Source organism: Corynebacterium nasorum (genome assembly GCF_022347325.1).
Classification (GTDB): domain Bacteria; phylum Actinomycetota; class Actinomycetes; order Mycobacteriales; family Mycobacteriaceae; genus Corynebacterium; species Corynebacterium kefirresidentii.
The window spans coordinates 36,790-55,315 of sequence record NZ_JAKRDU010000013.1 but is presented as its reverse complement, the minus strand read 5'-3'; the positions used below and the strand labels follow the sequence as shown (position 1 = coordinate 55,315).

Below are 18,526 nucleotides of genomic sequence, written 5' to 3'. Positions count from 1 at the left end.
AACAACAACAACACAACAAAATACAACAAAGAAGAGGACGGTATACCACCGCCCTCTTCCTTGCGTTTTACCAGCCCTCCCGGCTGGTGGAGGGCCTCATCTGCAAAGCCAAGAGTACGGCTGAAGGCTATGGAGGGGAGAGTCTGGGCGGACTCACATCTTGTCACCGGCCCACAACGTGGCAAGGGTGCCCCGAGCTGTCTATGCAGTCTCGGGCTATTGAGCTATTTTTACTACCACCACACTGCCTATCCTGTAGCAGCCATCGGTTTCAACATAGGCCACCGAGAAGCCGCTAGCACGAGGCTCGGCGTACCGGGCTTGTGCTACTGAAAATCGATGAGACGGTGTGTGTATAGCGGCAGGGCGGACTCAAACTCGCGCGGCTTTTCACTCAGGGGATCAGTAAATTCGATGCGCGTGGCCGTTAGGTGCATGGGGATACGCATATCCTCTGCTTCTTCGGGAAAGATTTCTGGATAGACTGGGTCACCCAGGATAGGTACGCCTGCTTGCCACATATGGAGACGCAATTGATGGGTCTTACCCGTGGTGGGGTTTAATGTGTAAATTCCTAATTCTGGCAGGTGGCCGTGTAGTTTATCATAAGGGGCATTGTCTATGCGCTCGACTGAAGCGAGGGTAGTGAACGCATTAGGGGGACCGTCGCCAATTCGGCCCTGGATTTCGCCGGGGGTCTTGGTGAGGTGCGAGGACCATTGGAGGGGCGTCGGAAAGCGCCGGTATTTGGCGATCGCTTGATAGGTTTTTGAGACTTTCTTTTCAGCGAAAAGGGTTTGGTAGGCACCGCGCACCTCACGGTGTTTGGTAAATAGCAAGATTCCGGATGTAAGTCTGTCTAGACGGTGTGCTGGTGCTAGTTCGCTATTTCCGGTCATTCGCCGCAGCTGGACTGTAGCGGTCTGTACGATATGTCGCGCCCGTGGCATGGTGGCCATGAACGGTGGCTTATCGGCGATGAGAATGTGTTCATCTTCATAGAGAACGGGGATGTCATAAGGCACCGGTATCTCGGGCGCCGGCATGCGGTAGAAAAAGACGTCCTCATCTTGGCGCAAGACGGATTCCGGTCGGAGCTGGGTTTGGTCGCGTAGGACCACCTCGCCGGAGTCAAAGCGCGCTTGGAGCGCGGCGGCGTCATCGTGAGGATGCCGGTGGCGTTGTGCCGAGATTACTGCACTAAGAAAATCCCAGGCGGTTATGTTTGCCTCAGGGGTGCGCACGCGGGTTGGGTTTAGGCCGTCTTTAATCGGTAAAGGCGTGAAACCTTTTCTGCGATGTACTAAGGTTTTGTCCATGGATTTTAACTCTCTCATTGAACCGGTTGTTGCCTTTTTCTCTGAAGGTATCGGCGCCGTAATTCGCACCGTCTTGGAATTTGTTTACACCGTTATGTTCCCGTCGAATTCTGAGGCCGCAACCATCAACCCTCAAGCCTAATCCGTACTACAATTAAGGTATAACCACGGAAAGGACACATCATGGCCAAGGAAGACATTGTAGTCGTTGCCGTTGACGGTTCGGAAGCATCCAAGAATGCAGTCCGCTGGGCCGCAAATACGGCTATGAAGCGCGAGATTCCTCTTCGAATTGCATCGAGCTACACCATGCCGCAGTTCTTGTACGCAGAGGGCATGGTTCCGCCGAAGGAACTTTTCGATGACTTGCAGGCCGAGACGCTGGAAAAGATCGAAGAGGCTCGCGCTATCGCTCATGAGGTTGCCCCAGAGCTGAAGATTGGTCACACGGTGGCTGAGGGCTCCCCGATCGATATGCTGCTGGAAATGTCGCATGATGTCACCATGATCGTCATGGGTTCCCGCGGCATGGGTGGCTTGTCTGGCATGGTGATGGGCTCTGTCTCCGCTTCGGTTGTCTCCCACGCTTCTTGCCCAGTGGTTGTCGTTCGCGAAGATAATCACGTTACGGACTCCACCAAGTACGGTCCTGTTGTGGTCGGTGTGGATGGCTCTGAGGTCTCGCAGAAGGCCACTGCTTATGCATTCCGTGAGGCGCAGGCTCGTGGCGCCGCTTTGATTGCGGTTCACACCTGGATGGATATGCAGGTACAGGCTTCCTTGGCTGGTCTTTCGGCCGCCCAGTCTGAGTGGGCTGATATCGAGAAGGAGCAGAGCGAGCTGTTGGCTGAAAACCTCAAGGAGCCGCGCGAGGAGTACCCAGACGTAGAGGTCAAGCAGCTTATCACCCGGGATCGTCCAGTGAGCGCTTTGACCGAAGCCGCAGAAGGTGCGCAGCTTCTGGTTGTGGGCTCCCATGGCCGCGGCGGCTTTAAGGGTATGCTCTTGGGCTCGACCTCTCGCGCATTGCTGCAGTCTGCACCATGCCCGATGATGGTTGTTCGCCCGGATGAGGACAACTAAAAGCTACTGCGTATAAGGTGCTCCGCCCATGTAGGCGGAGCACCTTTGTTGTTGCGTACCCCCTAGAGCCGGTTCGCTCGTGTACGTTGGAGTGTGCCCGTTAATTTAGGAGGATTGCATGAATTTGGGTTTGGGGCTTTTTAGCTCGATTGTTATCGGTATTATTGCTGGCTGGCTGGCAGAAAAGATTATGAAGCGCGACCACGGCTTGTTGACCAACCTTATTGTTGGTGTGCTGGGCGGCATTATCGGCGGAATGATTATCCACTTCCTGAACATTGAGGAAGGCGGATGGATCTTCTCCTTGATTGCCGCTACTGGTGGTGCTTGTATCCTGTTGTGGATCGTGGGGCTCATTAAGAAGTAGCCCGCATTTAATTCGCGTACAAACCGGTTTGTCTATAAAGTATAGATGAACCGGCTTTGTCGTTTTAGAGAGGAAACCATGGCAGAAAAGAAGTCGCGCCGTAATCGGCCCAGCCCGCGTAGTCGGCTGCTGGAATCGGCGACCAAGCTTTTTACTACCGAGGGCATTCGTGTCATCGGAATTGACCGCATCCTGCGTGAGGCGGACGTAGCTAAGGCTTCTTTGTACTCCTTATTTGGTTCCAAGGATGCGCTCGTAATCGCCTATGTGGAAGCTTTGGACGAGAAGTTCCGCCAGGATTGGGAGCAGCGCACTGCGGAGATGACGGATCCGGATCAAAAGATCCTGGCCTTTTTTGATAAAGCGATTGAGGAAGAACCCAAGCAGGATTTCCGCGGATCCCACTTTTTGAATGCGGCCGGAGAATATCCGCGACCAGAAACTGAAGCTGAGCACGGGATCGTGGCCGCATGTATTGAGCACCGTAACTGGGTGCACTCTACCTTGACGGCATTGTTGACTGAGCGCAATGGGTACCCATCCTCTTCGCAGGCGAGCCAGCTTTTGATCTTCTTGGATGGTGGTCGCGCCGGCGCTCGGCTCACCAAGGAGATTGGGCCGCTGCAGACGGCTCGCGAACTGGCTACTCAGATGCTTTCTGCTCCCCCTGCTGATTATTCGATTTAAGGTACTTTCGTGCCTCCATACGTAGCCGGTTGACCCGCTTCTTCTCTTCCTTGGAGAGGGCGGGTTCTTTTTCGCGCTTGCGCCAGCGGCGGATGCTGTCTCGGCGCATAGTATGAACGTCCTCAGTAAGTGGGTAGTCGCGGTGCAAAATGATCTCAAACATGGCGGTTTGGATCAGCGTGAAGAGATACGCGCAGCCCCAGTAGAGAATGATTGCTACCGGGATTGGTCCGGTTTGGGCCAAGTGCCATAGGAAGAATGGGATGACTAAGAGCAAAAAGCCCATGATGATGAAGACGCGACGGTTGACCTTTTGATCAAACTGAGTGGTGCGGAAGCTGCGCACCAGAGAAATAACAGAATTAGCCATGGTAAAGGTAATAGCGGCTATCAAGATGGGGTTGATGAGGTCGCCGTGTTCGCGGGCGAAATCCGTCAACGGGGCGCCGTAGAAGGTAGTTTGGCGGAAGGCCGACACATCGGAGGCATTCAGCATTCCCACGGTGGTGGAGCCGCGCTCGATATTAGACATGCGCAGGAGCACCTGGTAGAGGCCGATGAAGGCCGGGATCATGATGAGTGGGGGAAAACAGCCCGCTGCAGGGTTATAGTTGTAGCTCTTCATGAGGTTCTTTTCCTCTTGCATGAGCTCCACCATTTCCTCGGTAGTGGTGGCGTTGTTCATCTGCTTTTTGATGCGGTTGTTTTCTGGGCGGATGAGTGCGCCGATACGGGCGGAACGTACGGAAATCCAGTTCAGGGGGACAACGACGCCACGCACGGTGATAACGAGCAGAATGATCGAGATCAGCCAAGCCGTGGATTCACTGACGAAGCTGCTGACGATCCAGTGCCAGAATTTCATGATTCCAGAAACCGGGTACATGAAGACTTCGTACATACTTAACCTTTCATGGGCAGTATGGTCTAAGGCATGACTAAAGTTCTTGGGGAACTCATGCTAACCATTGGCGTGGTTCTTTTACTCTTTGCATTCTATGAAGCCTATTGGACAAATGTAGAATCCGGGCAGTTGCAAGAAGAGGCGAGTGCCGATCTTGAAGAGCAATGGAGGAACCCACGCCAGAAGATGGAGCCGGAATTGGGCGAGGCATTCGCCCAGCTCTACATTCCCACCTTTGGTTCTGACTATCACTTCGCCATCATTGAGGGCACCAATGAAGATGATCTGCTCCGCGGTCCTGGTCGCTACGTAGATTCCCAGATGCCGGGGGAGATGGGAAACTTTGCCGTTGCCGGCCACCGCGTGGGCAAGGGGGCTCCCTTTAATGATCTAGGCAAGCTGGAGACCTGCGATGACATCGTGGTGGAGACGCAAACGGAGCGAATCACCTATCGCGTACTGCCCATTGATGGAGAGCAGGCGGATTGCTTTAACGGAATACCGCCGGAGTATTCCCACGTGGTTGGCCGGCATATTACAACGCCTGGCGATGTCTCAGTGACCAACCCAGTACCAGAGTCTGACGCCGCGCCGAATCGCGAGATCCTTACCCTGACCACGTGCCACCCGCAATTTTCCAATGCGGAGCGCATGATTGTGCACGCTATGGAAGTAGAAAAAGAGGAGAAATAATGTATCGCGCTTTATGGAATTTTTTGCCGGGGCCGACACCGGTGAAAGTCATCTTGGCCATCGCCATTGCGGTGGGAGTTTTCTTCCTGCTGATGGAGGTTGTATTCCCGTGGCTGTCGCCAATGATGCCGTATAACGATGTCGCGGTCTAAAGGCCTAAGTTCGCAATCGCCTCGTGGGCGATCTGCTCTGATTTAACCGTTTGTTGCTGGTTGCTCCAGACCAGCACCGCGTGCGTGTCCTTCTGCACGGCGTATACGGCGTGTTCATCGACCACGCCCCGGCCGCCTTCCCAACCGTCAAAAGAGGCGGGTTCGGTGGCGTCGATAGGTGCGGCCCAATCCACTGCGGCGCGAGCGTCTTCGGCCGTGGGCATATCCCGCACGATGACGGTGGTTTGCGGGTCGTCCTGATAAGACCAGAATACGCAGGCTGGGGTGGGAAAGCGCGTGTCGATGCCCTGTTTGGTCAGGCGCTGGCCGTTGGTTTTTTCTAGCCAGCCGGGGCCGATATAGGGGCAATCGCTCCAGTCATTGACCTCCGCGGTCTGAGAGACGTTAACCTCGGGTGCTTGCGATGATTCTGGGGTTACCGGGGTGTTTGGCGCAGGGGCGGGCGTGGATGAATCGCAGCCGGCGATCCCAAAAGCGGCTAGGGTGAAAAGGGGAAGTAGGCTTTTGCGCATGAACTCCACAATAGACCGGGATACCGATGCACTCCGCACCGGCATCCATATCCTCACCGCTGGCCTGCTGGTGGTCGGCATTTTCACCTCGGCGCGGATGCCGCTTTCCCAAGCGATTATTAACCTGCTGCTCTTGGTGGGTTTTGCGGCGGTATATTTCGCGGGCTCGGTGTACGGGGAGAACTGGGCTAGGCCGGTGCGCTACTTATGGCTATGCATCCTATCGGTGCTGTGGATAGCGGACCTTTCTGTGGCTCCAGCGGCAATCTATTTGGTCTTCGCGATGTTCTTCCTGTACCTCACGGTGCTGGATATGGCGGCGGGCATAGTCTGCGTTATTGGAGCCTCAATCATCACCGTGGCGGTGCAGATACCGCAGGGGCTAACTTTTGGCGGGGTAATGGGACCGGCGGTCTCGGCGTTGGTGACGATAGCGATTACCTATGCCTTCCGTACGCTGTCACGGATGAATAAGGAGCTGATTGAAACTCGGTCGCAGCTAGCTGCCACGGAGCGCGATGCTGGCATGGTGGCCGAGCGTCAGCGCATTGCGCACGAGATTCATGACACCCTTGCCCAAGGGCTGTCTTCTATTCAAATGCTTTTGCATTCGGCGGACCGCGATTTGGATAAGCAGGACGTGGACAAGGCGCGAGAGCGAATTGAACTGGCCCGAAGGACGGCCGCGGATAATCTGCATGAGGCTCGGGCGATGATTGCGGCCTTGCAGCCGCCAACGCTCAATGAGGCTTCCCTTGAGGCGGCGTTGACCCGCATGGCGGAGAATTTTGGTGCTACTGGAGATATCCACGTAGAGGTGGAATCCGAAGGTGAAGTACAACAGTTGCCCATGAAGGTGGAGGCGGCGTTATTGCGGATTGCGCAGGGGGCTGTGGGGAACGTCGTCAAGCATGCAGGGGCGAGCCGCGCCCGGATTACGGTGACCTATGAGGGTGATGAGGTGCGCCTGGACGTGGTGGATAATGGCAAGGGCTTTGATCCGGCTGCGGTGGAGAGTACCCCTGCAGGTCTGGGACATATTGGGCTGGCCGCAATCAGGCGCCGCGCGCAGGAGCTAGGCGGGGAGGTCATTATTGAATCCGCGCCGGGGGAGGGCACTGCTGTGTCAGCTAGTATGCCCTTAAACAGCCGAGTAGATTAAACTTTTGGTTGACAATGACATCGATAGGAGGAATGTCGTGATTCGGGTCCTATTAGCAGATGACCACGAAATCGTCCGGCTAGGCTTGCGCTCCGTGCTGGAGGGCGCAGAAGATATCGACGTCGTAGGGGAGGTCGCTACGGCCGAAGCTGCGGTGTCGGCTGCGCAGGCGGGCGGCATCGATGTCATCCTGATGGACCTGCGCTTTGGCGCCGGCGTGGAAGGGACTCGCGTTATGGGTGGTGCGGAGGCTACCGCGCAGATTCGATCCGCCATGGCCGCCCCGCCCAAGGTTCTGGTGGTCACTAACTATGACACCGATGCGGATATTCTCGGCGCGATTGAGGCCGGCGCCGTGGGCTATCTCCTCAAGGATGCACCACCGCAGGAGTTGCTCGCGGCGGTACGCTCGACTGCGGAGGGCGATTCGGCGCTTTCTCCTATCGTGGCCGATAGGCTAATGACTCGCGTACGCACGCCGCGTACTTCCCTTACACCGCGCGAGTTAGAAGTATTGCAGCTGGTGGCAGCCGGTGCTTCAAACCGCCAGATTGGACAAGATCTTATGTTGTCTGAGGCCACCGTGAAGTCCCACCTTGTGCACATTTATGACAAGTTGGGTGTGCGTTCGCGCACCTCCGCCGTGGCGGCTGCGCGCGAGCAGGGCGTGCTCTAGTTGGCAGCGTTATAGGCCTCGATGACGTCCTGCGGGATCTTGCCCCGGTGCGCCACTGGCAGCCCTTGGGTGCGTGCCCATGCGCGGATCTGACTCGGATTGGCGCGCTGTGCATTGATGTCCGGGGCAACGCGGGCGGCGTCCACGTAGGGGGCGAGAAGATTATGGAAGCGACGCGCGTTATCCGTGGAGAGATCGATAAGGTAGTTTTGACCGTTCACGCTGAAGCGAATGACTTCTAGCTGGTCTTCGGGAATTAGGGTGTGGTCCAAGTCGTCGTAAAATTGGGTCACTTCACGGCGGGACATTTTGCCTCCAATTTTCTAAATGCACACCAAGCAAAGAGAGCATAAACGGTGTTTAAGGGATAGGGCGATTAGAAGATTATCAGCATCTTTTTCTGGCTGAAAAGACTTTCCCCGAAAAATTCCGGAACTTTATGGAAAATAAATATATGCCACCACCGCCCCCTATTCGGTGGTGGCATAAATGATTTTACTGGGCCAGACGCTGCTGGATTTCCGCAGTAATGGAGTCAATCTCCGAGCTGATGGTCTTGTGTGCGCGGCGGCGCTGCTGCTCAGTCATAAACTCAGCATTGTCGATGGCGGAGTCTACTTCCTGGAGGCGGTCGCGCACATCGCGCTTGAATCCGGCCGGGATATCCGTGTTGTCGAGGGAGTTGCGGATGCCGGCGGTGCGGGCCTTAAGTGGTGCACCGTAGCCAGAGAAGGAAGCCATCTGGTCCGAAGTTACGCCGGCTTTGGCGGCCTTTCGCTTTTCGCCTTCGGTTTTCAAGCCTACGTAGCCGCGGTAGAGAAGTGGCAGCAGCAGGGGAGCGGCGGTGCGCAGTGCACCGGCGTAGCGCTTGACGTTTTCGGAATTAAAACGGCCGGCCTTGAGCTTGGCCAGTTCATTCTTGGCCATCTTTTGCTCGTGCTTGCGGCGCTTCTTTAGGCCCTTTTCCTCAGACTTGATGAGGTGCTTTTCCTGCTTGGCCAGAAGCTTTTGCTGGCGACGGCGGTCTTTAGACTGGGCCTTTACCTCTGCCCTAGCGCGGGTCTTGGCAGCCTTTGCCTGTGCGCGTGCTTCTTGGCGGGCCTTTTTAATTTTCTTCAAAATGCTCATTTAATTTCCCTCACGTTTGATCGAGTCTGGATTCAACTTTACCTTGCCGTTCCATTAAGCTCACCCGGTGTGGAGGATGTGGTTGTTGCTTCGGACCTTGTGGGATGCCGTTACCGCTTAGTGCAGCGGCGTGCGCACCCCGAAATGCCGCGTACCCATGCCTCAATCGTCCGGGCGGAGCGCCACGCCGCCGCCGTGGAGGCGGTCATGCAGTTGCTTCCGCGCAGGGGTTCCGGCCGGTTCCGCCGCATCGATTTAGAAGGCGATGAGTGGGAGCGCTCCATGCGCACCCTTGAGGCTGTGGTTTCCGGATATACGCACATCACCAATGCGGTCTTTGCTACCGAGGAGTGGATGGTGCACGTGGATGTGCTGCTGCGTGAGGGCGATAAATACACCCCGATCATCGTCTCCAATCATCGTGTGGCCCGCAAGAATGACACGAAGACGACGCTGGCGGTGCCCACCCACAGGTTGGGGCTGAGCGAGCCGCTCGAAGCCCCGTATAAGCTGCGCCACCATGCGGTGGATGGCTACCGCTTAGCTTTTGCCGCTCGTGCTTTGCAGGATCTAGGGCTTGATTCGGGCCGGGGCGGAGCCATTGGACAGGATCGCACGCGAGCATTTTTTACTGACACGGCCAGGTTTGATCTGGAACGCGCGTGGAATCAGCCGCTGCCTACTGCGCCGGTACGGGTTAAAGAGTGTGCTAGCTGCCGCTTCTGGTCTTTGTGTGAACCAGAGTTGGTGGCGACGGATGATATTTCGCTCTTTTTATCCGGCGACCGCGCTAAGCCTTACCGCGAGCGAGGTATTACTTCCGTGCAGGCGCTTATCGACGCCGACCTGGGCGAACCCTCCCGCCTTGCAGCCGCCTGGCGCGCCGGGGAAGTATTGTTGCGCCGCGGTGACGTGAACGTTCCGCGGGCGGACGTGGAAGTAGACGTGGATATGGAAGCCTATCTGGACCAGGGCGCGTATCTATGGGGAGCATGGTGCGACGGCGAGTATGTCCCTTTCGTGACCTGGGAGCCGTTGGGAGGGCGCGCCGAGGCGGAAAATTTTGCGGCCTTCTGGCGCTGGCTGATGGACCTGCGGGCGCAGGCGCATGCGCAGGGTAAAACCTTTGCTGCTTATTGCTACTCTGCCCATGGCGAGAATCACTGGATGCGTATGTCCGCGCGGCGCTTCCACGAGGTGGATGAGCGGGAGGTAGAAGAGTTCATCTCCTCGCCCGAGTGGGTGGATATGTTCGCCCACGTTAAAAGATCCTTCGCCGGCCCCTTTGGCCTGGGCCTGAAGGTTGTTGCGCCTGAGGCTGGGTTTACGTGGCCAGAAGAGGATTTCGACGGCGAAGAATCCGTGAATGCGCGGCGCGAGGCGCTAGCCGGGGACCTCGTGGCGCGGCAGCGTTTGCTGGACTATAACTCCGGCGATGTACAGGCCACCCGCGCGGTACGCGAGTGGATGGATGCCGGAGCACCGGGGGTTAAAGCGCTGTAAATAGGGCGTACACGACCGCGAGGATCGCTATGCCCATATATACCTGGTTCCATTCAGGTTCCGGCTTGGGATCTGGGCCCTCCGCCTTTTTCATTAAGACCTGTTTCTGGGCTTTGACCGCTCGGGCGATGAGCACGGGGTAGACAGCCAGAGAAAGGATGCACAGAAGGGAGGCGGCCACCTTGAGCAGGGAAATATCGGTACCGATCCAGATGAGTAGCCCGCCATTGACGAATGTGGCACGCAATAAGCCGAGTTTGTCTAGCTGCTGTAGGCCCGCTCGGACGGCAGAGGGGCCGCCACCCATGGTGGTGGGCAAGAGGTAACTCATGACGCCGATGAGGAGCTGACCGGCAAACCCCACCAGCAAGGCGAGGGAAGGCAGTGCCGGTGCAGGGGCGAAAAAGTGCTGGACGGTGTAATACGCCAAAGACAGCACCAGCCATAACGAGGCCATAAGGACGGAGACCGAGGCGAAAGTAATGCGATCGCGCGGGTCCTTAGCCACTGTGAGCACGTTATCGAGCCACTGCTGCAGACTCAGTACCCAACCGCAGCAGTACATGATTAGGCCCAACTGGGGGAATCCGAGGAAGGCCCCAATGATGGTGGCGGCCACGCCGACGGCGAGCAGGGCAAAGGAGGAACGCATGTGGCGATTGATACCTTGGGTGCGCCAAATGGAGGGGAAAAGGATGGTGAGGGAGCCGGCCGCTGCCAAGCCGATAAAACCGCCGATATTTGCGGCGATATGGGCGAGCAGCAGCGTAGGGTGGCCGGGGTGGACCGCTAGCAGTGCGCCAAACATGGCGCCTACCGGCAGGCAGAGGGCGGAAAGTGCATAGGCGCCCACCACCGGCCGGAAGCGCTTTTCTTTGGCGCCGCGCCATTGCCGGAAGAGCGATGCCGCATGCCAAAGCACCATGAGAGTAATGAGCGTGGCTCCCACCTGGGTGACTATCCAGTGATGGGACCAGAATTCCATAAGGATTTGGCCGAGTAGCGTGATGATGATGCCGGCATTGAGGCCATAGATGCGACCCAATTGGGCGGGCCGGGCGGAATCTGGGAGGCGCTGTTGGGTGAATTTTTCCGTCAGGTGCTGTGACCAGACCATGATGCTATTGCTCACTAGTCCGAGGGTGAACAGGTGAATGAGCACCCATCGGTAGTTCGGCACCAGGGTATGCGTGGCACCCACGAGGATGAAGACCATCATCCACAGAGATACGGGCCGAGAGGCCCTTCGGTGCCACGTCCGCGCCGACCACTTATTCTCAGGCATAAAACCGATATTAGTCGGATTTAATCCTGGTCCAAGTCAGTGCACTAAGGCTAAGGGCCACCGCGGTGAAGAAGGCAATGAAGAGGGGCCAAGAAAGGGCGTCGAAAAGCATGCCCGCACACGCCCCCACCACAGAAGAGCCGAAATAATAGCAGAATACGTACATCGAGGACGCCTCCGCGCGGTCATGGGTGGCAATCTGGCCTACCCACCCGGAGGCAGTGGAGTGGACGGCGAAAAAGCCCACGGTAAAGGCGATCATGCCCAGGAGTGTCATGGGAAGGTTACCGGCGCATAATGCGATGCCAAGGGTAAAAAGTGCGGCCGAAGCACAGAGGGTTTTCCCATGCCCGATCCGTGCCACGAGAGAGCCCGCCCGCGCAGAGGACCACGTGCCGGAAAGATAGAAGACGAAGGCCAAGCCGGCGAGTGAAGGGGCCAACCCAAAATCATCGATGAGCCGGAAGGTCAGGAAGTTGTACATGGAGACAAACGTGCCCATAGAGAGGAACGCGGTGAGAAAGAGCAAGGCCAAATCCCGGTTAGCCCAGTGGCCGAAAAGCGCCCGACTTTCGCTGGTGAGATGGATGGATTTCGGCCGGAAATTGCGTTGCGCGGGAAGCAGGAGCCACGACGTGATGGCAAAGGCGAGCGAAACTAGCGCCGAACCAAAAAGGGCCCAGCGCCACGTGGAAATCTCTACCAGCCCGGTAGGAATGAGACGGCCGGTAAGGCCGCCGACGGAGGTGCCTGCAATATAGAGCCCCATGGCGTGCGGCAGCGCTTTATCATCGAGTTCTTCAGAAAGCCATGCCATCGCGGTGGCAGGTGCACCGGAGAGGAGAGCGCCCTGCAGGCCGCGCAGCAAAATAAGATGCCATCCTTCGGCAGCGAGCGGCACAATGAGCCCCACGCTGGTGGCGGAAACGGCCGAAATAAGCAGGATGCGGCCGCGGCCGAAGCGCTCGGAGAGGATGGAAGCGGGGACGACGCACAGGGCCAGCGCGCCCGTAGCGGCCGATACGGTCATGGCCGCCTCGGTGGAGGAAAGACCCATGTTTTGTACCAGCGTGGGAAGAATGGCTTGGGTGGAATAAAGGCTGGAGAAGATGGCCAAGCCCACTAGGAGCATGGCTACCGTTGCACGCCGCGTTCTAGTCATGTCATTTAGCCTGCCTTGTGGCACTGCATGTGTAAAATGTGGAAAATTACAAAAAGTGATGCGGAGCATGCATGAATGTTGAAGATATCCGCGGCTTCCTCGCCGTGGTGGATTACGGTCGGGTTGGCGCTGCGGCCGATGAGCTGGGGATTTCCCAATCTGCACTGACCCGCCGCGTACAGCGCGTAGAAGCAAGCCTCGGTGCCCGTCTTTTTGAGCGCACTGGGCACACCCTGCATGTAAACTCGCGCGGAACCGTCTTCGCTGCGACAGGACGGGAAATGCTCCGCGCCTATGAGTCAGGCCGGGACGATGTAGCCCGCCTCATGGACCCCGAACGAGGTACCGTGCGCCTTGATTTCATGCACTCGCTCGGCACCTGGCTGGTTCCGGATCTGATCAAAAGTTATCGCACGCTGCACCCCCACGTGGATATTCGCCTGCACCAAGGGGCGGCGCAAGAGCTGGTGAGCAGAGTAGAAAATGGCGAATCCGACCTCGCGCTGGTAGGCCCGCGGCCGAATGCCGCATTGGGCTGGCACCAGATAAAGGTGCAGCGCCTAGGTCTTGCGGTACCGGAAGGCCACTGGGCAGCACACCGGCAAGAGGTAGATCTTGCGGAATGTGCGGCCGAGCCGTTCATCGGCATGCTTCCCGGCTATGGCACGCACATGCTCCTTGATTCCCTGGCGGAAGATGCCGGCTTTAGTCCCCACCTTGTTTTCGAATCGATGGAGCTTACCACCGTTGCGGGGCTGGTAGCGGCAGGCCTTGGGGTGGCGCTCTTGCCGCTGGATGATCCTTATCTACAGGTGGGAAGCCTAGTTCCCCTTACGCCGCCGGCGTACCGCGAACTCGGTTTGGTGTGGCGCGCCGGGGACGATGCGCCTCCGGTGCAGCAATTCCGGGAGTTTATCCGGGCATAGAAAAAGCCGCCCCAGAGGGGGCGGCCTGTGTAACTAAAAGGAGTTACTTGGTGGCTGCAGCGAAGCGCTCAGCAACGTCATCCCAGTTGAAGACGTTCCATACGGCCTTTACGTAGTCAGCCTTAACGTTCTTGTACTGCAGGTAGAAAGCGTGCTCCCACATATCCAGCATCAGCAGCGGGGTGAAGTTGATGGAGGTATTACCCTGCTGGTCAGTCAGCTGCTCGATGATCAGGCGGCCAGCAATGTGGTCGTAGCCCAGAACTGCCCAGCCAGAGCCCTGCAGGGAGGTAGCGGCAGCGGAGAAGTGAGCCTTGAACTTCTCAAAGGAGCCGAAGTCGCGGTTGATAGCTTCTGCCAGCTCGCCGGTTGGCTCGCCGCCACCATTCGGGGACAGGTTCTTCCAGAAGATGGAGTGGTTGGTGTGGCCACCCAGGTTAAATGCCAAGTTCTTGGACAGGGCACGGATACGATCCGGGTTAGCCTCGCCGTTGCGCTCTTCCTCGAGCGCCTCGAGTGCAGCGTTAGCGCCAGCAACGTAGGTTGCGTGGTGCTTATCGTGGTGGAGCTCCATGATCTCTGCGGAGATGTGTGGCTCCAGTGCGTCGAATGCGTATGGGAGGTCAGGAAGTTCGTAAACAGCCATTAATTTAATCCTTTCTTCGGGTACGTGTCCCGATGATAGGCACGGTTGAAAGATTTCGCCATGATTAATTCGAATTGTGGAACCAGCGCGAATATTAACTGGCTGTGGAATAGCTTTTCGCAGTACAACGTTGGGAAGAAGGAATAAGGAAGGAGCTATGCCTCATGTGGATGTTTAAACCAGAGCCCAAGCTCGTTGCCGCAGACCAAGCCCTGTCAGGGCGAGCCGAACCGATTCTGGCCCCTGCCCCGCATGCTGTTTTAGGAACGCCGATTACCGGACCGTGGAAAGAAGGGCAGCGCTCCATCCTCATTGCACTGGGATGTTTCTGGGGTGCGGAGAAGATGTTCTGGGAGACAGAAGGAGTGGAGTCCACCTCGGTGGGCTATGCGGGTGGCACTACCCCGAATCCTACGTATTACGAGGTATGCCGCGGACTGACCAACCATGCCGAGGTGGTTGAGGTGGTTTATGACCCGCAACGCATCAGCCTGCGTGATCTTGTGGTGCAGGCCCTTGAGGCGCATGATCCCACCCAGGGCTTCCGTCAGGGCAATGATGTAGGCACGCAATATCGCTCTGCCTTCTATCCACGCACGGAGGATGAGCGGGCAGAAATCCAGGACATCGTGGATTCCTATGCAAACAAGCTCAAGGAATTCGGATTCGGAGATACCACCACGGAGGTTAAACTCCTCTCCGATACAGATTCCGGGGAGTACTACCTAGCTGAGGACGAGCATCAGCAGTATCTACATAAGGTGCCCCATGGATACTGCCCGCACCACAGCACCGGGGTGAAGTGCGATTAAGCGTCGCGTCGGATGAAGCGGGCAATCTTCTTAGCCAACTTCGGGGTGAGCGATTGGCGCGATTGGGATCCTAAAACCTCGTCCCAATACCAGAGCATTTCCTCAAAATAGTTGTGTCCGTGCCCGCCGGGGACGTTGAGGGAATTGATTTGGTCCAAGCCAATTTGCCACCAGGTAATAAATGGCACCCAGTGCAGCTGCCGGAAGGTATCCGCGTGCAGGGCCTCCGGCTGCGGTTCATGGATCCATGTGGGCCTGCGCACAAGGAGATTCAGGTCCCACCACACGATGGCGTCGGAAGCGTGTTGGGCAATGAGCATGCGGGGCCGGCGCCAGGTATGGGCGAAGTCGTTGCCAAAGGCGTCGTGCAGCGTGTGGTCCGGGGCCGCCGCGTAGCGCACATGTTTACCGCCATCGATAACGGGCAGACGTTCCAAAGAGCCAATGTCTCGGCGCAAACGCTGGGTAAAATGCGTCATGCGTGGAGGGCCGGAAAAGACGGCGCCATTGCAGGCAGAAAGTAGGTCCTCCACATTATGGTAGTTATCCATAATGGCGTAGGCTCCAAGCGATTCACCTGCAAAATAGAGCCGAGGGCGGTTTTCCTCCGGTAGCTTATCTATTTCTTCTTGTATCACCCGAATCAATTCGCGGGCTGCCTGCTTCGGGGCGTTTTTATCTACAAGGTAAGCAAAGACCGAAGGCAGATAGGAATATTGCATGGTGACGGTGACGCAATCACCGCCGGTTAAAAACTCATAGGAGCACGCGCCCCAATTATTTATCCATCCCGAACCCGCAGGCATCTGGATAACAATAGTTTCGCGCCTTAGGGCACCAGTGCGCTCGAGTTCGGCGCGAACTTTCTCTGCGGATTGCCGGAAGGAACGCCCCGGAATGTATCCGGCATAGATGCGGATGGGCTCTTTCGCATTGATTCCTGTTGCCATGCGGATATCGCGGGCGCGGGGGCCATTAGAAACAAAGCGGCGCCCCTGCTGCCCCAGCGCCGACCACGGCTCGAGCGACCACGGGCTACCGGACCGCTCCGGCTCCCAAGGCATGGAGGTGCCGGGGAAAATTTGCTTATTGATTCTTTGCGCTTGGTGCGAAAGTGAGCGCAACCAGCGCCGAAAAACCACGCGATCAGAAAGGGCAAAGGCCGTTAGGCTCAGTCCTGCGGTAACAACCGGCCAAGCGATAAGCGCCGGAACCCAGCGTCCCAACTGGCGCGATAATTTAGTAACGGCCAGCTGTGTGGCTTCCCCGATAAGCAGTAGTGTGCCATAGCCTGCGGTGCCAGCGGCCAAGCCGATCGCCGCCGTAACGGGCCCGCGCACGAGCTGTTTATTTACTAACTCCGCCTGCTTTTTCTGGTTGCGCAACGAAAGTACGGCATTAAAGGCGGTGCCGGCGCCGATAGCAAGGTGCAGGATCTGTCGATGTTGTGGCCCCAGGCGGTCCTGGGGGCGCTTACCAATGCTGTTGAGTAGGAAGCTTGTCGAAGCCGCCCCCAAATGTCCGATGCCCTGGCCAATGGCTACATTGGCGGCAGTCACCCACCACGGGCGAGGGAGGAGAGAGGGTGAAATTGCTGCCCACGTGGCTAATTCCGCACCCAAAATTCCAGCCGACATATTGGGCGGTAAGGTTTGCCGGCTGGTCATACGGACGATGGGCGTGAGATCCGCGGCTACGCCAAGAGCGATTAGTGCAGCGCGGCGGAGAGCGCGTTTCATGATGCCCGATTGTCCCAGATTTCGGTGGGAATTTCAGGGTGAGATCTAGCCCGTGCAAAACCCCCAAAAAAGTTGCACAATGGGGTCATGGCAAATCATGTAGGAAACAAGGTAGTTCTCATCGGCGCCGGCGACGTGGGAGTCGCCTACGCCTTCGCTCTCATCAACCAAAGCATCGTTGACCACCTGGCAATCATCGACATCGATGAAAAGAAGCTAGAGGGCAACGTCATGGACCTCAATCACGGCGTTGTTTGGGCCCCCACCCGCACTCGCGTCACCAAGGGCACCTACGCCGATTGCGCAGACGCCGATATGGTTGTCATCTGCGCCGGTGCCGCACAGAAGCCGGGCGAAACCCGCCTCGACCTGGTGGGCAAAAACGTCAAGATCATGAACAGCATCGTCTCCGATGTCATGGCCAATGACTTTGACGGCATCTTCCTCGTCGCCTCCAACCCAGTGGACATCCTGACCTACGCCGTATGGAAGGCCTCCGGCCTGGACCACAAGCGAGTCATCGGCTCCGGCACCGTGCTGGACTCCGCTCGCTTCCGCTACATGCTGGGTGAGCTAGAAGGCGTTGCCCCGAAGTCCGTTCACGCCTACATCGTGGGCGAGCACGGCGATTCCGAGCTGCCGGCCGTCTCTACTGCCAATATCGCTGGTGTTCCGTTGTCCAAGAAGTTCGACACGGATCCGGAGTACGCTGAGCGCATCGAGAAGATCTTCGAAGATACCCGCGATGCTGCCTACTCCATCATTGATGCCAAGGGTTCTACCTCTTTCGGCATCGGCATGGGCCTAGCCCGCATTACCGCCGCCGTCATCCAGAACCAGGACGTGGCTCTGCCAGTGTCTGCGTATCTGCAGGGCGAGTACGGCGTAGAAGATCTCTACATCGGCACTGCCGCCATTATCAATCGTTCCGGTATCGTGCGCGCGATTGAGCTGCAGCTCAATGAGCACGAAAAGGAGCGTTTCGATGCTTCTGCGAAGACCCTGAATGACATCAAGGAAGAGTTCTTCGGCTAGTGAAGATTGTCGCCCACAGGGGATACTCCGGAAAATATCCAGAGCTATCCCCTCTAGCTTTTGAGAAGGCTTTAGATTTGCCAATTCATGGCGTCGAGTGCGATGTGCGCTTGACGCGCGATGGAAAGGTAGTGGTCCAACACGATCCCACGTTGGACCGCACTGCGGGGCGTCCCGGCCGCATTTCCAAGCTGGACTGGGAAGAATTGCGCGGCGTGGACATCGGTTCGGGCCAACGCATGATGCTTCTCGATGAACTCTTGGAGCTACTCGAGGGCAAACCGCACCACCTATACATCGAGACCAAGCACCCCTCCGGGCAGGGCGACATCTTGGAGGAGCAAACGGTGCTGCGCCTGCGTTATGCGGGGCTTTTCGACGATCCCCGGATCCACGTCATTTCCTTTTCCCACCACGCCATTCGGCGGATGCAAAACTTGGCGCCGCATATGGACCGGATTTATCTCCGCCGCGATTGGGAACGCCACGTCAACCGGCCCGATGTGATGTTGTCCAAGCCCACCGCGCTGGGCGTATCCTTGCTGCGTGCGAAGCTACAGCCAGCAATTATCGGTGCCCAGGGATTGCCTACTTACCTGTGGACCGTAGATAAGCCGGAGGATATGAAGTGGGCGTGGGCCAATGGGGTGGATATGCTCGCTACCAACCAACCCGAAGTGGCCCTGCATGCCATTGAGCTCTAGTAACCAGGTA

General features: G+C 57.3%; 22 protein-coding genes. 13 read left to right on the top strand and 9 right to left on the bottom strand.

Annotated features, from left to right (window positions below; translation table 11 throughout):
* Positions 1–326: 326 nt before the first annotated feature.
* Positions 327–1,337, bottom strand: a complete 1,011-nt coding sequence (locus MHK05_RS09880) for a pseudouridine synthase (RefSeq protein WP_411339007.1) — start codon at positions 1,335–1,337, stop codon at positions 327–329.
* Here MHK05_RS09880 and MHK05_RS09875 point away from each other — a divergent pair.
* The 4 genes from MHK05_RS09875 to MHK05_RS09860 all read left to right on the top strand — a co-directional run bounded on the left by MHK05_RS09875 (position 1,318) and on the right by MHK05_RS09860 (position 3,456).
* A complete protein-coding gene (locus tag MHK05_RS09875; RefSeq protein WP_023020120.1) occupies positions 1,318–1,461 on the top strand; it encodes a hypothetical protein in 144 nt (47 codons plus the stop codon). The genes MHK05_RS09880 and MHK05_RS09875 overlap by 20 nt on opposite strands.
* A gap of 41 nt (positions 1,462–1,502) precedes the next feature.
* On the top strand, positions 1,503–2,402 hold the full coding sequence (locus MHK05_RS09870; RefSeq protein ID WP_239206430.1) for a universal stress protein: 900 nt from the start codon (positions 1,503–1,505) through the stop codon (positions 2,400–2,402).
* Between the two features lie 118 nt (positions 2,403–2,520).
* On the top strand, positions 2,521–2,769 hold the full coding sequence (locus MHK05_RS09865) for a GlsB/YeaQ/YmgE family stress response membrane protein (RefSeq protein WP_005325340.1): 249 nt from the start codon (positions 2,521–2,523) through the stop codon (positions 2,767–2,769).
* A 78-nt stretch (positions 2,770–2,847) separates the two neighbouring features.
* The gene (locus MHK05_RS09860) at positions 2,848–3,456 is read left to right on the top strand and encodes a TetR/AcrR family transcriptional regulator (RefSeq protein ID WP_023020118.1); all 609 of its coding nucleotides are present in this window, start codon (positions 2,848–2,850) and stop codon (positions 3,454–3,456) included.
* On the opposite strand, the gene MHK05_RS09855 is transcribed toward MHK05_RS09860, so the two are convergent.
* A complete protein-coding gene (locus MHK05_RS09855; protein ID WP_023020117.1) occupies positions 3,413–4,357 on the bottom strand; it encodes a membrane protein insertase YidC in 945 nt (314 codons plus the stop codon). The two genes, MHK05_RS09860 and MHK05_RS09855, sit on opposite strands and share 44 nt — an antisense overlap.
* 33 nt (positions 4,358–4,390) lie before the next feature.
* Between MHK05_RS09855 and MHK05_RS09850 the strand changes: the two genes are divergently transcribed.
* On the top strand, positions 4,391–5,053 hold the full coding sequence (locus tag MHK05_RS09850) for a class E sortase (protein ID WP_200288526.1): 663 nt from the start codon (positions 4,391–4,393) through the stop codon (positions 5,051–5,053).
* Positions 5,053–5,205, top strand: a complete 153-nt coding sequence (locus MHK05_RS09845) for a hypothetical protein (protein ID WP_023020115.1) — start codon at positions 5,053–5,055, stop codon at positions 5,203–5,205. Before MHK05_RS09850 ends, MHK05_RS09845 begins: the two co-directional genes overlap by 1 nt.
* Here the strand turns inward: MHK05_RS09845 and MHK05_RS09840 are convergent.
* Entirely contained in the window at positions 5,202–5,738 is a 537-nt protein-coding gene (locus MHK05_RS09840; RefSeq protein WP_239206428.1) for a DUF2020 domain-containing protein, read from the bottom strand. The two genes, MHK05_RS09845 and MHK05_RS09840, sit on opposite strands and share 4 nt — an antisense overlap.
* Between MHK05_RS09840 and MHK05_RS09835 the strand changes: the two genes are divergently transcribed.
* Together MHK05_RS09835 and MHK05_RS09830 are read left to right on the top strand one after the other, a co-directional pair.
* On the top strand, positions 5,737–6,900 hold the full coding sequence (locus tag MHK05_RS09835; RefSeq protein ID WP_034655582.1) for a sensor histidine kinase: 1,164 nt from the start codon (positions 5,737–5,739) through the stop codon (positions 6,898–6,900). The genes MHK05_RS09840 and MHK05_RS09835 overlap by 2 nt on opposite strands.
* Before the next feature lie 37 nt (positions 6,901–6,937).
* Positions 6,938–7,576: a LuxR C-terminal-related transcriptional regulator gene (locus MHK05_RS09830; RefSeq protein WP_239206426.1), complete on the top strand. Its 639-nt coding sequence runs from the start codon at positions 6,938–6,940 to the stop codon at positions 7,574–7,576.
* Here the strand turns inward: MHK05_RS09830 and MHK05_RS09825 are convergent.
* Positions 7,573–7,884 carry a histone-like nucleoid-structuring protein Lsr2 gene (locus MHK05_RS09825; RefSeq protein WP_086588574.1) on the bottom strand — a complete coding sequence of 104 codons (312 nt, stop codon included), beginning with the start codon at positions 7,882–7,884 and terminating at the stop codon, positions 7,573–7,575. The two genes, MHK05_RS09830 and MHK05_RS09825, sit on opposite strands and share 4 nt — an antisense overlap.
* A 187-nt stretch (positions 7,885–8,071) precedes the next feature.
* Positions 8,072–8,704: a DUF6474 family protein gene (locus tag MHK05_RS09820; protein ID WP_239206424.1), complete on the bottom strand. Its 633-nt coding sequence runs from the start codon at positions 8,702–8,704 to the stop codon at positions 8,072–8,074.
* Positions 8,705–8,773: 69 nt separating this feature from the next.
* Between MHK05_RS09820 and MHK05_RS09815 the strand changes: the two genes are divergently transcribed.
* Positions 8,774–10,207, top strand: coding sequence for a TM0106 family RecB-like putative nuclease (locus MHK05_RS09815; RefSeq protein ID WP_239206422.1), 1,434 nt, complete (start codon positions 8,774–8,776; stop codon positions 10,205–10,207).
* Here MHK05_RS09815 and MHK05_RS09810 read toward each other — a convergent pair.
* Together MHK05_RS09810 and MHK05_RS09805 are read right to left on the bottom strand one after the other, a co-directional pair.
* Positions 10,194–11,492, bottom strand: a complete 1,299-nt coding sequence (locus MHK05_RS09810; protein WP_239206420.1) for a copper oxidase — start codon at positions 11,490–11,492, stop codon at positions 10,194–10,196. The two genes, MHK05_RS09815 and MHK05_RS09810, sit on opposite strands and share 14 nt — an antisense overlap.
* 10 nt (positions 11,493–11,502) lie before the next feature.
* Complete coding sequence (locus tag MHK05_RS09805) at positions 11,503–12,654, bottom strand: MFS transporter (RefSeq protein ID WP_239206418.1); 1,152 nt, start codon at positions 12,652–12,654, stop codon at positions 11,503–11,505.
* 71 nt (positions 12,655–12,725) lie between these two features.
* On the opposite strand from MHK05_RS09805, the gene MHK05_RS09800 reads away from it, so the two are divergent.
* On the top strand, positions 12,726–13,580 hold the full coding sequence (locus MHK05_RS09800) for a LysR family transcriptional regulator (protein ID WP_239206416.1): 855 nt from the start codon (positions 12,726–12,728) through the stop codon (positions 13,578–13,580).
* A gap of 43 nt (positions 13,581–13,623) precedes the next feature.
* On the opposite strand, the gene MHK05_RS09795 is transcribed toward MHK05_RS09800, so the two are convergent.
* Complete coding sequence (locus MHK05_RS09795) at positions 13,624–14,226, bottom strand: superoxide dismutase (protein WP_005325362.1); 603 nt, start codon at positions 14,224–14,226, stop codon at positions 13,624–13,626.
* 164 nt (positions 14,227–14,390) lie between these two features.
* On the opposite strand from MHK05_RS09795, the gene msrA reads away from it, so the two are divergent.
* On the top strand, positions 14,391–15,038 hold the full coding sequence (gene msrA, locus MHK05_RS09790) for a peptide-methionine (S)-S-oxide reductase MsrA (RefSeq protein ID WP_239206414.1): 648 nt from the start codon (positions 14,391–14,393) through the stop codon (positions 15,036–15,038).
* Here msrA and MHK05_RS09785 read toward each other — a convergent pair.
* A complete protein-coding gene (locus MHK05_RS09785) occupies positions 15,035–16,777 on the bottom strand; it encodes an alpha/beta-hydrolase family protein (protein WP_023020104.1) in 1,743 nt (580 codons plus the stop codon). The two genes, msrA and MHK05_RS09785, sit on opposite strands and share 4 nt — an antisense overlap.
* Positions 16,778–16,864: 87 nt before the next feature.
* On the opposite strand from MHK05_RS09785, the gene MHK05_RS09780 reads away from it, so the two are divergent.
* Positions 16,865–17,812 (top strand): L-lactate dehydrogenase, encoded by a 948-nt coding sequence (locus MHK05_RS09780; protein WP_023027783.1) that lies wholly within the window; start codon positions 16,865–16,867, stop codon positions 17,810–17,812.
* Positions 17,812–18,516 (top strand): glycerophosphodiester phosphodiesterase family protein, encoded by a 705-nt coding sequence (locus MHK05_RS09775; protein ID WP_086588568.1) that lies wholly within the window; start codon positions 17,812–17,814, stop codon positions 18,514–18,516. Before MHK05_RS09780 ends, MHK05_RS09775 begins: the two co-directional genes overlap by 1 nt.
* Positions 18,517–18,526 lie beyond the last annotated feature (10 nt).

Bases quoted from the DNA above. Each gene is read 5' to 3' on its own strand.
- MHK05_RS09875 (WP_023020120.1), top strand. From the start codon at position 1,318: ATGGATTTTAACTCTCTCATTGAACCGGTTGTTGCCTTTTTCTCTGAA.
- MHK05_RS09880 (WP_411339007.1), bottom strand. From the start codon at position 1,337: ATGAGAGAGTTAAAATCCATGGACAAAACCTTAGTACATCGCAGAAAA.
- MHK05_RS09870 (WP_239206430.1), top strand. From the start codon at position 1,503: ATGGCCAAGGAAGACATTGTAGTCGTTGCCGTTGACGGTTCGGAAGCA.
- MHK05_RS09865 (WP_005325340.1), top strand. From the start codon at position 2,521: ATGAATTTGGGTTTGGGGCTTTTTAGCTCGATTGTTATCGGTATTATT.
- MHK05_RS09860 (WP_023020118.1), top strand. From the start codon at position 2,848: ATGGCAGAAAAGAAGTCGCGCCGTAATCGGCCCAGCCCGCGTAGTCGG.
- MHK05_RS09855 (WP_023020117.1), bottom strand. From the start codon at position 4,357: ATGTACGAAGTCTTCATGTACCCGGTTTCTGGAATCATGAAATTCTGG.
- MHK05_RS09850 (WP_200288526.1), top strand. From the start codon at position 4,391: ATGACTAAAGTTCTTGGGGAACTCATGCTAACCATTGGCGTGGTTCTT.
- MHK05_RS09845 (WP_023020115.1), top strand. From the start codon at position 5,053: ATGTATCGCGCTTTATGGAATTTTTTGCCGGGGCCGACACCGGTGAAA.
- MHK05_RS09835 (WP_034655582.1), top strand. From the start codon at position 5,737: ATGAACTCCACAATAGACCGGGATACCGATGCACTCCGCACCGGCATC.
- MHK05_RS09840 (WP_239206428.1), bottom strand. From the start codon at position 5,738: ATGCGCAAAAGCCTACTTCCCCTTTTCACCCTAGCCGCTTTTGGGATC.
- MHK05_RS09825 (WP_086588574.1), bottom strand. From the start codon at position 7,884: ATGTCCCGCCGTGAAGTGACCCAATTTTACGACGACTTGGACCACACC.
- MHK05_RS09820 (WP_239206424.1), bottom strand. From the start codon at position 8,704: ATGAGCATTTTGAAGAAAATTAAAAAGGCCCGCCAAGAAGCACGCGCA.
- MHK05_RS09810 (WP_239206420.1), bottom strand. From the start codon at position 11,492: ATGCCTGAGAATAAGTGGTCGGCGCGGACGTGGCACCGAAGGGCCTCT.
- MHK05_RS09805 (WP_239206418.1), bottom strand. From the start codon at position 12,654: ATGACTAGAACGCGGCGTGCAACGGTAGCCATGCTCCTAGTGGGCTTG.
- MHK05_RS09800 (WP_239206416.1), top strand. From the start codon at position 12,726: ATGAATGTTGAAGATATCCGCGGCTTCCTCGCCGTGGTGGATTACGGT.
- MHK05_RS09795 (WP_005325362.1), bottom strand. From the start codon at position 14,226: ATGGCTGTTTACGAACTTCCTGACCTCCCATACGCATTCGACGCACTG.
- msrA (WP_239206414.1), top strand. From the start codon at position 14,391: ATGTGGATGTTTAAACCAGAGCCCAAGCTCGTTGCCGCAGACCAAGCC.
- MHK05_RS09785 (WP_023020104.1), bottom strand. From the start codon at position 16,777: ATGAAACGCGCTCTCCGCCGCGCTGCACTAATCGCTCTTGGCGTAGCC.
- MHK05_RS09780 (WP_023027783.1), top strand. From the start codon at position 16,865: ATGGCAAATCATGTAGGAAACAAGGTAGTTCTCATCGGCGCCGGCGAC.